This is a genomic window from Pseudomonas fluorescens (genome assembly GCF_003732425.1).
Lineage (GTDB): Bacteria > Pseudomonadota > Gammaproteobacteria > Pseudomonadales > Pseudomonadaceae > Aquipseudomonas > Aquipseudomonas fluorescens_BE.
The window spans coordinates 18303-30902 of sequence record NZ_MOBX01000015.1 but is presented as its reverse complement, the minus strand read 5'-3'; the positions used below and the strand labels follow the sequence as shown (position 1 = coordinate 30902).

Genomic DNA, 12600 nt, shown 5'->3' with positions numbered 1-12600 from the left:
AACGCGTACATTTGCAGGGTTGACGATCAGCAACCGGCAGCTCAGTCTGCCGGTTCTCTTTTTTTGTCGCGGGGGTGGTCGATGCCTTTTTTTACGGTGGACGGACAAGCGCTGCATTACATTGATCAAGGCACCGGTCCGGCGGTATTGCTGGCCGGCAGCTATCTGTGGGATCAGGCCATGTGGGCGCCACAGATTGCCGCGTTGTCACCACACTATCGGGTGATTGCACTGGATCTGTGGGGCCATGGCGAATCAGGGCGGTTACCTGAGGGCACGACCTCTCTGGACGACATTGCCCGTCAGGCGCAGGCCTTGCTCGATCACCTGGGCATCGACCGCGTTACCCTGGTTGGCCTGTCGGTCGGCGGCATGTGGGGCGTGCGTCTGGCATTGGCGGCACCGCAGCGGATCAACTGTCTGGTGCTGATGGACACCTACGTCGGCGTCGAGCCTGAACCCACCCGTCAGTACTACTTCTCGCTGTTTAAACAGATCGAAGAAACCGGCGAAATCTCTGAGCAATTGCTGGACATCGTCGTGCCGATCTTCTTCCGTCCGGGCATCGACCCACAGTCGGCGCTGTATCAGGATTTTCGCGCGAAACTGGCGGCGTATTCCTCGGATCGGCTGCGTGAAAGCATCGTGCCGATGGGGCGAATCACCTTTGGCCGTGATGACTTGTTGCCACGACTGGGCGAATTGAACGCAGCGACCACGCTGGTGCTGTGCGGTGATCAGGACAAGCCACGACCACCGTCGGAAGCCCAGGAAATGGCTGAGTTGATCGGTTGCCCGTGGGTGCTGGTGCCGGAGGCGGGGCATATCTCCAATCTGGAGAATCCGCAGTTTGTCACCGAGGCGTTGCTCGCATTTCTGGCTGAGCGACATTGAAAAGATCGCAGACTGCGGCAGCTCCTACAGAAAGCGCGTTCCCATGCAGGAGCTGCCGCAGGCTGCGATCTTTTCACTTTGCTTATTTAGGCCCGAGAATCTTCGCCAACTTGTCCGGCGAAGGCGCACCTTGCTGCTGTTGCAGCTCGCCCTTGTCATCCATATAGAAAATCGCCGGTGTGGCTTGCAAGTCGAGGTCTTCCATCAACTGCATGTTCGCCGCCAGTTTGCTCTGCACCGCCGCAGGAATATCTTTCAGCGCTTTGAGCGAGCTGCCCTTGCCGGCCTTTTCGTGATCTTCCAGTGCCTTGGCCGGGTCTTTCGCCGCGAGCAGCGCGGCCGATTTGCCCGGGCTGTCCTCGCGGATGATGCCAACCATGATGTGCCGCAACTGCACCTTGCCGGTCTTGACCCATGGCCGCGCCTGTTCCCAGAACATGTTGCAGTACGGGCAGTTCGGATCGCTGAACAGGTACACCGTGCGCGGTGCATCCTTGTTGCCGTCCTGAATCCAGTTGCTCGCCTCGAATTTGGCCCAGACTTCCTTGGCCATCGGCGCATAGACCAGTTTTTGCAGCGGCTCGCTGCTCAAGTCTTTGCCGTCAGCGTCGTACAGATTACCCAGCAGAACATGTTTGCCATCCGGGGTCAGGTACAGCGCCATGCCGCGATTCTGATACTGCGCCGCATACCCGCGCAGGCCATCGGGGGCGTCGAACTGGCCGACGATTTTTGCGCCTTTGGCTTCGATCTGCTTGATTGCCGCGGGCAGTTCTTCGGCGGCCTGCACCGACGGCAAGTGCAGCAGGGCGGTGCCCAGAGTCAACGTCAGCAGGTGGCGGAGGCGGGGCATGGCAGTTTCCTTGCAGAGGTGGCCGGTGCAGTGGCCGGGTTCGAATTCGGGGTCGGTGTGTCGAAGTTTTCCAGCGCGCGTGCCAGGCTGGCGTTCGACAATTCACCCAGATGGCTGGCCAGCAGGCGACCGTCGGGGCTATAGAAGAGCGTAGTCGGCAACGCCATGGAACCCACGGCCTGACCGAGTTGGCCGCGACGATCGAACAGCACGTTGTTCAGGCTCAGGCCCTGGGTTTCGAGAAACGTCGCCACGCTTTGCATGCTTTCGGCCTGATTGACGAACAGGAAGGTCAGGTCCGGGCGTTGCATCTGGGCGTTTTCCAGCACCGGCATCTCGCGGCGGCACGGTGGGCACCAGGTCGCCCACAGATTGATCACCAGCGGGCCGCCCTGATAGTCACGGAGCTGGATGGTTTCCCCGGCTGCGTTGCGCAGGGAAATGTCCGGCAGACGCGTGCCCTGTTCGTAGAGGTTCAACGACAGTGTCGCCATCAGCCAGAACACTACGCCGCTGGCCACGCCAAAACCCAACGGGCGACGCAGGCCCGGACGCCGCCAGCCGCGATACAGCGCCGCGAGTAACAGAACAATCACACCCGGCCAGGCGAGGAAACCACCGTCACGCAAGTCGATGATCTGCCACGGGTCATTGCGATAGTGCGACCAATACAGCAGCACAAAGGCAATCCGCGCTGCGAGCATGCCCAGCAGAAACAGGCTGAACAGCGCTGACTCGGGGTTATCGCCGCCACGCTTGGCCACGCGCCAGCCGACAAACGTCGCCAGTGCCAAGGCACTGATCAGCAGCAAATGGTTAAGCGCGATGGCAAAGGTGCCGAGGGTGAGAGTCAGCATTAATTGGCGTCTCGAGTGCTGGTCCAGCGTTGCAGGAACGTATCGGCATCAACTTCGCCAGTGATGCGCTGGCTGCGCCGTTCTTCGCCATCCGTGCCGATCCAGACGAAACTCGGTGGGCCGGGTACTTTGTAGCGGCTGAGCAGTTCGCGGCTGGCGGCGTTGTCGTCGGTGACATCTAGCCTGAGCAGGCGCACGTCATTCAACGCCTGCATGACCTTGTCCTTGCCGAACACCTGCTTCTCCATGACCTTGCACGACACGCACCAGTCGGCGTAGTAATCGAGCAACACCCATTGACCCTGCGCCTTGGCGGCATCGAGTTCACGTTGCAGGGCTGCCGGCTCCTTGATCGTGGTGAACGCGTCATGAGCCGATGGCGCGGTGGCGCCAGCGCGGCCGGCACTGTAGACCTGCAACGGTTGATACGGATCATCGCTGCCACCCGCCGCGCCAATCACCAGCAAACTGCCCCACAGACCGAGCAACAGCGAACTGGCGCCGAACAACTGCGCAACGCGGCCAAAACCTTCGGACTGTTTCCAGGCACAGAACGCAGCGATCAACAGCAGTGCACCGCACAGGCCCAACCACAACGAAGCCTCCAGCACCGGGCGCAGCATCAACAGCGCGGTGGCGAGGAAGAGGAAACCGAACACGCCTTTGAGCAGGTTCATCCAGGCGCCGGGTTTGGGCAGGAAGCGGTTGCCCACGGTCACCAGCAACAGCAACGGCACACCGATGCCGATGCCCAGCGAGAACAGAATCAAACCGCCGTGCAGCGCGTTGCCGGTCTGCGCGATGTACAGCAATGCACCGGCCAGCGGCGCGGTCATGCACGGCCCGACCAGCAGGCCGGACAAGGCCCCGAGCACCCCGGCGCCGATCAGACTACCGCCGCTGCGGCTGCGCGAGGCGTGTTCAAGACGATCGCGCAGGGCCACCGGCAGTTGCAGTTCAAAGAAGCCGAACATCGGCAAGGCCAGTACCACGAAGATCGCGGCGAACGTGCCGAGCAGCCACGGATTCTGCAGCCATGCCTGCAGGTTTGCGCCGAGCAGCGCAGCAATCACGCCCATCGCCGCATACACCAGCGCCATGCAAATCACATAACTGCCGGCCAGCGCGAAACCGCGACGGGGAGTGGCGCCACTGCCAACGACCATACCGGCCAGAATCGGTAGCATCGGCAACGTGCAAGGTGTAAACGCGAGCAACAGACCGAGGCCGAAAAACACCAGCAAGCTCCAGCCCAGCGCCCGTTGTTGCAGGCTGCTGGCCAAAGCCTGATCCGGCGCTTCAGCGCTGGCGGCCACCGCCGCTTTGCCACCCAGATCAATGACCCGGGTTTGCGGCGGATAGCACAGGCCAGCATCGGCACAGCCCTGATAGCTGACCTTGATCTGGCCTATGGCTGCCGCCGGGATTTTCACTTCCAGCCCTTGGCGGTAGACCGGTTGTTCACCGAAAAACTCGTCGCTATGGGATTCGCCTTCCGGGAGCGCCGGCTGCTGTGCTGTGCTCAGTCCGTCGAATTTCAGGCGTTTCTGATACAGGTAATAGCCGTCGCTGATTTGCCAGAACAGCTGGGTTTCACCGGATTCCAGACGTTCGGACGTGAGCACGAAGGCCTTGTCGACCGGCAGAAACTCGGGTTTTGTCTCAAATGGATTGTTTCCAGCCTGGGCCAGGCTGGAAATCAGCAGAGCAAACAAAAGAAAAAAATGACGCATGGAGGAGCCTTGTCCCTGTGCAGATGGGGTGCAGAATGGGCGGCGGCGATTAACCGATAATTAACCGTATCCTACAAGGCCCTCCGGGCTTCGGCCAATCAGCCTCGCAGCAATCCGGGCCAGTTCGCGTCATTGATGGTTTTCGGTCCGGAAACCAGACGGTCGGACTGAATGTTGTAAGTCAGGTATTGGTTGTCGGTCAGGAAGATGTACCAGTAGCTGTCGGCGAAAGTCCGGTCATTTTGCGCTGCCGTGATGATTCGGTCCTTGTACGGTTTCAGCGCGCCAAGTTGATAATCCCCGAAGGACTTGTAAGTCAGGGTCTTTGCCTTGTAGTTAAACGATAGATAGTGTCCGTCGTTGAGGATGAACCTGAACAGAAAGGGGTGACCGGTCAGTTGGAACCAAGTGCCGGCGATGATCTTTTCGAAGTAGGGCAATATCGGCTTCCAGATCGAATCGGAAACTTTATAGAAGGCATCGACCTGGTCGTTGTCTTGATTGTATTTACACACCATGGGCGTTGTTCCCTGATAGAAGAACAACCAGGCAATATCTTCATCGGACGAGGTGTTCCAGCCGAATGACGTGGTTGTCAGTCCGAAACGCAAGTCTTTGGCATGGGGGGCAAAGCTGTCCCAGCTAGCGCCGACCGATGCGGGATAGCTGGCGGGTACCTTATTGTCACCGAGATCGAAGCGCGAATAGGTGTCACTGTCCTTGAAGAAGAAATAAATACGGTCAGGGCCGGAACGCCAATCGATCGCGACGAAGTTTTTTAGTTGAGGCATGTTTATTAAGTCCCTTTAAAAGTTGTAGGTAATTGCCGGCCAAAAACTAAATGATCGGAGGATTCTTACAAGGGAGGAATTGTTTCTTTATTAGTGGCGGAAGTTTCAACGCCGGGTGGCTATGGGTTTCCCCATCCGGCGGACGCCCCAGGCGTTTGCGGCCAGCTTCCCGTACGCACCGATGATGGCCATAATTGCGGCTTAATCCTTGGCTGCTTCACTCACGTTTTTTCCTGCGGAGTTCCCATGCACGTACTGGTTTGCGAAGACGATGAACTGATCGCCAGCGGTATTGTTGCCGGTCTCAGTGCCCAAGGCTTGACCGTCGAGCACGTCAACACCGCATCGAAAGCCCGCGCGATCCTTAAAGTCGCCGAATTTGACGTCATGGTGCTCGATCTCGGCCTGCCCGACGAAGATGGCCTCAAGTTGCTGCAACAACTGCGTCAGAGTGGCCTGGAGATTCCGGTGCTGATTCTGACCGCGCGCGACTCGGTCACCGACCGCGTTGACGGTTTGCAGGCCGGGGCTGACGATTACCTGCTCAAACCGTTTGATCTGCGCGAACTGTTCGCCCGTCTGCAAACCCTGTTGCGCCGGGTCGCCGGGCGCAGCGTCAACCTGATCGAGCACGGTGCACTGACTTACGACCCGAGCAGCCGCGAAACCATGCTGGCCGGGCAACCGGTGGACTTGTCGCGGCGCGAGCAATCGCTGTTGCAGGCGCTGCTGCACAATCGTGGCCGGGTGCTGTCCACCGAGCAATTGAAGGACAGTGTCTATGGCTTCAATGACGAACTGGAAAGCAACGCGCTGAACGTGCACATCCATCACCTGCGCAGCAAGCTGGGCAAGGGCATCGTCGAAACCGTGCGCGGTCTGGGCTATCGGCTCGGCCCGGCCGACGGTGGAGATCGAGACAAGTGATGAGCCTGCGACTGCGCCTGAGTCTGACCCTCGGCGCTGCGTTTGCGCTGATCTGGGCGCTGGCGGCGGCCTGGATGCTCAGTGACTTGCGCAATCAGATGATGTTTTCCCTCGACCAGCGTCTGGTGGCGTCGGCGCGCATGGTTGCCGGGCTGCTGGAACAGCTGCCGACGCTGCCGAGCAAAGGCGAGGGCACGCATTTCAGTGCCGAACAACTGAATATCCCCGGCGGCATGGCCTGTCAGGTCAGCTCGTTGCGCGGGGAAATTCTTGCGCGTAGCCACAATAATCCCGAGCAAGCGCTGGAAGCCGAAAAAATGGGCTTCCATGACCAGATGATCGACGGCGCGCCTTGGCGCAGCTTCACCCTGGCCCGGGGCGATGTACGCATCACCACGGCCGACCGGCAGATCGAGCGCGAAGCCCTGAACATGTCGATCCTGCTGGCGGCGTCGGTGCCGGTGGGTGTGGCGTTGCTCGGCTGTCTGTGCCTGTTGTGGCTGGGCATCGGCCAAGGGCTGGCGCCGCTCAACCGTCTGCGAGAAGCACTGATGCGGCGCAATGCCGACTCGCTGGAGCCGTTGCAGATCCAGACGTTTCCAAGCGAATTGAAGCCGCTGCTCGAAACGCAGAACCAGTTGTTCCAGCGCATCGGCAAGACCATTGAGCGTGAGCGGCGCCTGACCGGTGACGCGGCCCATGAATTGCGCAGCCCGCTGACGGCGATCAAGACGCACCTGCAAGTCGCGCGCATGACCGATGGCAGCGCCCGCGATCAGTCGCTGGCGCGGGCCGAGGAGGGCGCCGATCGCTTGCATCGCACCCTCGAACAATTGCTGTTGCTGGCGCGGGTCGAGGGCAGTCTGTCGTTCGATGACGGTTCTCAGTGCAGTGCCGAGCAAGTGGCACGCCTGGCGATTCAAGACGCGACGGGTGGCGAGCGCCTGCGCATCAAACTGCAACTGCCGGCCGGGCTTTCTACGGCACCGCTGCAAATGCCGTCAGTGCTATCGATTGCGGCGCTGCGCAACTTGCTCGACAACGCCTTGCGTCACACCCCCGAGGACTGCGCGGTTGAGCTGACTCTGGAAACCATTGGCAGCCGCGTGCGTTTTGTCGTGCGTGACCATGGCCCGGGGATTGCACCGGATGATCTGCAACACCTGACCCAACGCTTCTGGCGCAACGGCCAGAGCACCGGTTGCGGCCTCGGCCTGGCGATTGTCCAGGCGATCGTTCAGCGCTGCGACTGCGCCCTGCATTTCGACAGCCGCCCGGATGGCCTGCGCGTCGAGCTGACCATGCCGTTGCAGCCTGTTTGATTCCAGCACAGCCTGTGTAGGAGCTGCCGAAGGCTGCGATCTTTTGATTTTGTTTTTCAAGATCAAGATCAAGATCAAAAGATCGCAGCCTTCGGCAGCTCCTACAGGAAATCGCGCCAGACACATCAAATGTAACTTCTCGACATTCGCTATCCGGCAGGGCTGGAGGTAAGGTCAACGCAGCTTTGACTCAATGGATTGAGGGAACTGCGCCATGGAAGCACCCATCTGCATTCGTCCGGCCACACTGGCCGACGCCGGCATCATCAGCCGCATCATCGAGCGTTCGATCCGCATCGGTTGTGCGCTCGACCACCGCAACGATCCGCCACGGGTCAGCACCTGGATCGCTCAGCAATCCGCCGATTTCATCGGCGCCCGGCTCGCCGATCCCCACTTCTATTTATGCATGGCTTTACTGGCGGACAAACCGGTCGGTGTCGGCATGGCACAGGCCAGTGGTGACATTTCGTTGTGCTACGTGCAGCCGGAATACTTTCGTCGCGGCGTCGGCCGCGCGCTGATGCAGGATCTGGAGGGCTGGATGCGGGTTCGCGGTGTTGCTCACGCTGATCTCAACAGCACGCGCACCGGCCGCGCTTTTTATCGGCGTCTGGGTTATCGCGAATCTGCGCCGCCCGTCGAATACCAAGGCTTGCAGACCCTGCCCATGCACAAGTCGTTGGTAGTGTCGGCCTGACAACTCGATCACGGGCTAAATCCTCAGGCCCCTTATGCGTTTCCAGAACAGGAAAACCTGCAAGTGCGCCCCGCGATCGGAATGCGCACCTGTCCGGTGTGCTGTTTTGGTCACTATGCATAGCCAATTGAGGGGTCGAGAGATGTCAGTCGCCACCAGCCTTATCGAAGAGTCGTCGGCCCGGGTTACTTCGGCACCGGCCGAAACGTTGTACCAGTTCAATGAATCGCCATTGCTGGCCCGTCAGGCCCAACAGGAATCCAATGCCCGCAGCTATCCACGACGTATTCCGCTGGCTCTGAAACGCGCCAAAGGCCTGTATGTCGAAGATGTCGAAGGGCGCACGTTCATCGACTGTCTGGCCGGTGCCGGCACGCTGGCGCTGGGGCATAACCACCCGGTAGTGATCAAGGCGATCCAGCAGGTGCTGGCCGATGAGTTGCCGCTGCACACCCTCGACCTGACCACGCCGGTCAAGGATCAGTTTGTCCAGGATCTGTTCGGGTTGCTGCCGCCCGCCCTCGCGGCGCACGCGAAAATCCAGTTCTGCGGCCCGACCGGCACCGATGCCGTGGAAGCCGCGTTGAAGCTGGTACGCACGGCGACCGGACGCAGCACGGTGCTGTCGTTCTCCGGTGGCTACCACGGCATGAGCCAGGGCGCCTTAAGCCTGATGGGCAGCCTGGGACCGAAAAAACCGCTGGGTGCGTTGCTCAGCAATGGCGTGCAGTTCATGCCGTTCCCGTATGACTACCGTTGCCCGTTCGGCCTCGGTGGCGCGGCGGGCGTAAAGGCCAACCTGAGTTACCTGGAAAACCTTCTCAACGACCCCGAGGCCGGCGTGCAATTGCCCGCAGCGGTGATCGTTGAAGCGGTGCAGGGTGAGGGCGGCGTGATTCCGGCGGACATCGAGTGGCTGCGCGGCTTGCGTCGGATCACCGAGAAGGCCGGTGTGGCGCTGATCGTCGACGAGATCCAGAGCGGTTTCGCCCGCACCGGCAAGATGTTTGCCTTCGAGCACGCCGGCATCACCCCGGATGTGGTGGTGTTGTCCAAAGCCATTGGCGGCAGCCTGCCGTTGGCCGTGGTGGTTTATCGCGACTGGCTCGACACCTGGCAGCCGGGCGCGCACGCCGGCACCTTCCGTGGCAATCAGATGGCCATGGCGGCAGGTTCTGCGGTGATGCGTTATCTGGTCGAACACAAGGTCTGCGAACACGCCGCCGCCATGGGCGAACGCCTGAGCGAACACTTGCGCATTCTGCAACGGGACTTCCCGCAACTCGGTGATATCCGCGGTCGTGGTCTGATGCTCGGCGTCGAACTGGTCGAGCCGAACGGCACGCCGGATGCGCTCGGTCATCCGCCAGCGTTTGCACGACTGGCGCCGCTGGTCCAGCGCGAATGTCTTAAGCGCGGGCTGATTCTGGAACTGGGTGGTCGGCATGGCGCGGTGGTGCGTTTCCTGCCACCGCTGGTGATCACTGCTGCCGAAATCGACCGTGTTGCCGAGATCTTCGGCCGTGCTTTAGCCGCTGCCACGGCTGCGCTGTAAATTTTTCGCCACGCCAAACGTTCTTTCTACATACCCGGCTGCACCCCGCGTGCAGCCCACCCTTACAACGATGGAGAACCAGCATGACGTCAGTATTCGACCGCGAGGACATCCTCTTTCAGGTCGTGGTCAACCACGAAGAGCAATACTCGATCTGGCCGGACTACAAAGCCGTGCCGCAAGGCTGGCGCACCGTGGGCAAGAGCGGCCTGAAAAAGGAATGCCTGGCCTATATCGAAGAAGTCTGGACTGACATGCGTCCGCTTAGCCTGCGTCAGAAGATGGAAGCCCAGGCCGCCGTGCAATAAGCGGCCGGGCAAAAAGAAACCCGCTGGACTGGTTGCAGTCAGCGGGTTTTTTCATGCCAGCAAAAAAAGATCGCAGCCTTCGGCAGCTCCTACAGTGCAGCGTTTACATCCTGTAGGAGCTGCCGAAGGCTGCGATCTTTTGATCTTCAGCCCTTCAAGCCCTTGAGCAGCAAATCCACATTGCCTTCCAGCTCCGCCACCGGATCTGCCGCATCGGTACTCAACACCACCAGACGACTACCCGACTCGGCAATCGCCGCTTTCAGCGCCTCGGATGGCTCACGATGATGCAGCACCACTGCCACGTCATTGTCCTTGAGCGTTGTCGTGAGTTTTTTCAGGTCCTCCGGCGTCCACTCCGCATCAGGGCGTGGATCCTGGCCAACCAGCTCCAGATTCAGGCTGCCGATCAGATAACCAAAGTGATCACTCAAACTCATCACAGTCAGATTGTCGGCACTCGCCAACCGTGCCTCGCTGTCGGCGCTGAGTTTCAACAAGCGCTGTTTCAGCATCGCCAGGTTCGCCTCGATTACAGGCTTGGCACCCGGTGCCAGGCGCACCAGATCCGCCGCCATCACATCCGCCATGCGCCCCATGTTGTTGCTCGCCAGCCATGGTTGACTGTTCAAGCCATCGACCTTCAGATCCGGTTGTACGGCAATGCCCGGCAGGGCGCCGTCGACCGGGCGCGCCGCGTCGACTTCAACGATGCGGATATTGCTGCGGCGGGCGATCGGGTACAGCGGATCATCGGCCCACAGCGAACGCACACCGATCACCGCATCGGCACCCGTTGCCAACTTGCTCAGCGCCGGTGCCCCGCGCCCGGTGAAATAAGCGCTCTGCCGGCTGCCCGGCAAGTTCGCCGGTGCCGCACGCTCAAGCTTGACGTCAGTGCCTTTGAGCAGCACTTCGCCCAAGCCATAGGTGATCGGTAACGAGGCCAGCACTCGCAGCGGTTTAGCGTTTTCGGCGGCCATCACCGGCATGCAGACCACACCGCACAGGGTCATGGCCAAGGTCAGTTTGCGCAGTGAAAAAGTCATTTATCCAAGATTCCCTTTCAGACTCGGGACAACCCCGCGCGCAATGGCGGCGAGGGCGAAGGCAATGCCGGCGACCAGAATGATCGCGGCACCGGACGGAATCGGCAGGTCAAACACGATTGGTGCAAGAATCCCGCACAGTGTGCTGACCGTAGCGATCAGCACCGAGCACCAGAAAAAGCCCTTGAGCGACTGGCTGAGCAAACGTGCCGCCGCCGCTGGAATCACCAGCAGCGCGCCGACCAGAATCGCCCCAATGACTTTCACCGCCGCGACGGTGATCAGCGTCACCAGAATCACGAACAGATAATCCAGGGTCTTCACCGCCACCCCGCGCACCGCCGCCAGTTGCGGGTTGAAACTGGCGAGCATGATGCGGTTGTACAGCGGCAAGGCCAGGGCCATGACCAGTGAACCGACGATGGCCAGTACCGCCAGATCGTTGCCGTTAACGGTCAGTACCGAGCCGAACAGCACGTTCTCGAGAATGTGCACATTGATCTTGCCCGCAAGAATCAGCAGCAGACTCGCACCCAGTGCCAGCGACACCGAGAGGAATACGCCGATCAAGGTGTCCGGCGCCAGACCGGTACGGTTGCGCAGGTAATTGAGCAGGATGCCGAACAGCAGGCAGTAGCCGAACAGGCTGCCGTACGGCCCGGTGTACGGTTCGCCAAGCAGGATGCCGATGGCCACACCGGTCAGCGCCGCGTGGCCTACCGCTTCGGAGAAAAACGCGAAACGCTTGACCACCACCAGCGTGCCGAGGCCGCCGAGCACCGGGCCAATCAGCAAGCCGGCAAGCAACGCATTGACCACGAAACCGTAGGCCAGCGCTTCCGGCAGATACCCGGACGAGGCCCAGCCTTGAACCATCAAACGAAAGGCTTCGTAACTCATCAGGCAGCGCTCCGTGGATGGGTCGAAAACAGCGTCAGCAGGCGTTCCGGAGTCAGCGCCTCTTGCGGTGAGGCATCGAACAGCACACGACGGTTAAGACCGGTGACGCGACTGGCCAGACGGCCGACCGCTTGCAGATCGTGCTCGATCCATAGCACGGTGATGCCCGCCGCACGCCAGTCGCCGAGCAGGCGTTCGAACACTTGAATCCCGGCTTCATCGAGGGCCGACATCGGTTCATCCAGCACCAGCAATTGCGGCGCCGGAATCAAACCTTGGGCGAGCAGCACCCGCTGCCGCTCACCGCCGGACAGCGCGCCCATGCGGCGTTGGCGTTTGTCCTGCATGCCGACGCGCTCCAGTGCTTCACCAATGGCGCCGGCGTAACGCTTGCTCAAACCGAGAAACGCCGGACGTCGCTGGCACATGGCGGCCATGAAATCGTTGACGGTCATCGGCAGACCGCGATCGAATTCCAGCGCTTGTGGCACATAACCGATGGTGCCGGGCTCGCCGGGCCATTGCAGGCTGAGCTGGCCCTGATGGGGCATTTGCCCGAGCAGGGTCTTGATCAGCGAACTCTTGCCGCCACCGTTGGGGCCGACCAGGGCATGCACGCTGCCGGGCTGCACCTGGAAAGTGACGTTATCCAAAATCGTCGTGCGGCCCAGCGTCAGACAAACCCCCGCAAAATCCAGAGTCGGCCCACAG

At 60.7% G+C, this 12600-nt stretch carries 13 protein-coding genes; 6 read left to right on the top strand and 7 right to left on the bottom strand.

Annotated features, from left to right (window positions below; genetic code table 11):
- Nucleotides 1-81: 81 nt before the first annotated feature.
- Nucleotides 82-894 (top strand): alpha/beta fold hydrolase, encoded by an 813-nt coding sequence (locus BK670_RS22110; RefSeq protein ID WP_123452930.1) that lies wholly within the window; start codon nt 82-84, stop codon nt 892-894.
- Nucleotides 895-976: 82 nt separating this feature from the next.
- Here BK670_RS22110 and dsbG read toward each other — a convergent pair whose 3' ends face one another.
- The 4 genes from dsbG to BK670_RS22090 form a co-directional block, all read right to left on the bottom strand.
- Nucleotides 977-1747 carry a thiol:disulfide interchange protein DsbG gene (gene dsbG, locus BK670_RS22105; RefSeq protein ID WP_123452928.1) on the bottom strand — a complete coding sequence of 257 codons (771 nt, stop codon included), beginning with the start codon at nt 1745-1747 and terminating at the stop codon, nt 977-979.
- Nucleotides 1723-2604, bottom strand: coding sequence for a TlpA disulfide reductase family protein (locus BK670_RS22100; RefSeq protein ID WP_123452926.1), 882 nt, complete (start codon nt 2602-2604; stop codon nt 1723-1725). The genes dsbG and BK670_RS22100 overlap by 25 nt, the downstream gene beginning before the upstream one ends.
- Nucleotides 2604-4337, bottom strand: coding sequence for a protein-disulfide reductase DsbD (gene dsbD / locus BK670_RS22095; protein WP_123452924.1), 1734 nt, complete (start codon nt 4335-4337; stop codon nt 2604-2606). Before dsbD ends, BK670_RS22100 begins: the two co-directional genes overlap by 1 nt.
- Nucleotides 4338-4435: 98 nt before the next feature.
- On the bottom strand, nt 4436-5128 hold the full coding sequence (locus tag BK670_RS22090; RefSeq protein ID WP_123452922.1) for a hypothetical protein: 693 nt from the start codon (nt 5126-5128) through the stop codon (nt 4436-4438).
- A 246-nt stretch (nt 5129-5374) separates the two neighbouring features.
- Here BK670_RS22090 and BK670_RS22085 point away from each other — a divergent pair, with 246 nt between their 5' ends.
- The 5 genes from BK670_RS22085 (at nt 5375) to BK670_RS22065 (ending at nt 9940) form a co-directional block, all read left to right on the top strand.
- A complete protein-coding gene (locus BK670_RS22085; RefSeq protein ID WP_123452920.1) occupies nt 5375-6055 on the top strand; it encodes a response regulator in 681 nt (226 codons plus the stop codon).
- Nucleotides 6055-7377: an ATP-binding protein gene (locus tag BK670_RS22080; RefSeq protein WP_123452918.1), complete on the top strand. Its 1323-nt coding sequence runs from the start codon at nt 6055-6057 to the stop codon at nt 7375-7377. The genes BK670_RS22085 and BK670_RS22080 overlap by 1 nt, the downstream gene beginning before the upstream one ends.
- A 214-nt stretch (nt 7378-7591) precedes the next feature.
- Nucleotides 7592-8077 (top strand): GNAT family N-acetyltransferase, encoded by a 486-nt coding sequence (locus tag BK670_RS22075; protein ID WP_123452916.1) that lies wholly within the window; start codon nt 7592-7594, stop codon nt 8075-8077.
- Between the two features lie 142 nt (nt 8078-8219).
- Nucleotides 8220-9632, top strand: a complete 1413-nt coding sequence (locus tag BK670_RS22070) for an aspartate aminotransferase family protein (protein ID WP_123452914.1) — start codon at nt 8220-8222, stop codon at nt 9630-9632.
- 83 nt (nt 9633-9715) lie between these two features.
- The gene (locus tag BK670_RS22065; protein ID WP_123452912.1) at nt 9716-9940 is read left to right on the top strand and encodes an MbtH family protein; all 225 of its coding nucleotides are present in this window, start codon (nt 9716-9718) and stop codon (nt 9938-9940) included.
- Nucleotides 9941-10086: 146 nt separating this feature from the next.
- Here BK670_RS22065 and BK670_RS22060 read toward each other — a convergent pair whose 3' ends face one another.
- The 3 genes from BK670_RS22060 to BK670_RS22050 all read right to left on the bottom strand — a co-directional run.
- Nucleotides 10087-10989, bottom strand: coding sequence for a metal ABC transporter substrate-binding protein (locus BK670_RS22060; protein WP_123452910.1), 903 nt, complete (start codon nt 10987-10989; stop codon nt 10087-10089).
- Nucleotides 10990-11889, bottom strand: coding sequence for a metal ABC transporter permease (locus BK670_RS22055; RefSeq protein WP_007917717.1), 900 nt, complete (start codon nt 11887-11889; stop codon nt 10990-10992). It lies immediately after the preceding gene.
- The coding region (locus tag BK670_RS22050; RefSeq protein ID WP_259697585.1) for a metal ABC transporter ATP-binding protein at nt 11889-12600 on the bottom strand (712 nt) is incomplete at its 5' end. The genes BK670_RS22050 and BK670_RS22055, both read right to left, overlap by 1 nt.

Bases quoted from the DNA above. Each gene is read 5' to 3' on its own strand.
- BK670_RS22065 (WP_123452912.1), top strand. From the start codon at position 9,716: ATGACGTCAGTATTCGACCGCGAGGACATCCTCTTTCAGGTCGTGGTC.
- BK670_RS22070 (WP_123452914.1), top strand. From the start codon at position 8,220: ATGTCAGTCGCCACCAGCCTTATCGAAGAGTCGTCGGCCCGGGTTACT.
- dsbD (WP_123452924.1), bottom strand. From the start codon at position 4,337: ATGCGTCATTTTTTTCTTTTGTTTGCTCTGCTGATTTCCAGCCTGGCC.
- BK670_RS22060 (WP_123452910.1), bottom strand. From the start codon at position 10,989: ATGACTTTTTCACTGCGCAAACTGACCTTGGCCATGACCCTGTGCGGT.
- BK670_RS22080 (WP_123452918.1), top strand. From the start codon at position 6,055: ATGAGCCTGCGACTGCGCCTGAGTCTGACCCTCGGCGCTGCGTTTGCG.
- BK670_RS22100 (WP_123452926.1), bottom strand. From the start codon at position 2,604: ATGCTGACTCTCACCCTCGGCACCTTTGCCATCGCGCTTAACCATTTG.
- BK670_RS22085 (WP_123452920.1), top strand. From the start codon at position 5,375: ATGCACGTACTGGTTTGCGAAGACGATGAACTGATCGCCAGCGGTATT.
- dsbG (WP_123452928.1), bottom strand. From the start codon at position 1,747: ATGCCCCGCCTCCGCCACCTGCTGACGTTGACTCTGGGCACCGCCCTG.
- BK670_RS22110 (WP_123452930.1), top strand. From the start codon at position 82: ATGCCTTTTTTTACGGTGGACGGACAAGCGCTGCATTACATTGATCAA.
- BK670_RS22075 (WP_123452916.1), top strand. From the start codon at position 7,592: ATGGAAGCACCCATCTGCATTCGTCCGGCCACACTGGCCGACGCCGGC.
- BK670_RS22055 (WP_007917717.1), bottom strand. From the start codon at position 11,889: ATGAGTTACGAAGCCTTTCGTTTGATGGTTCAAGGCTGGGCCTCGTCC.
- BK670_RS22090 (WP_123452922.1), bottom strand. From the start codon at position 5,128: ATGCCTCAACTAAAAAACTTCGTCGCGATCGATTGGCGTTCCGGCCCT.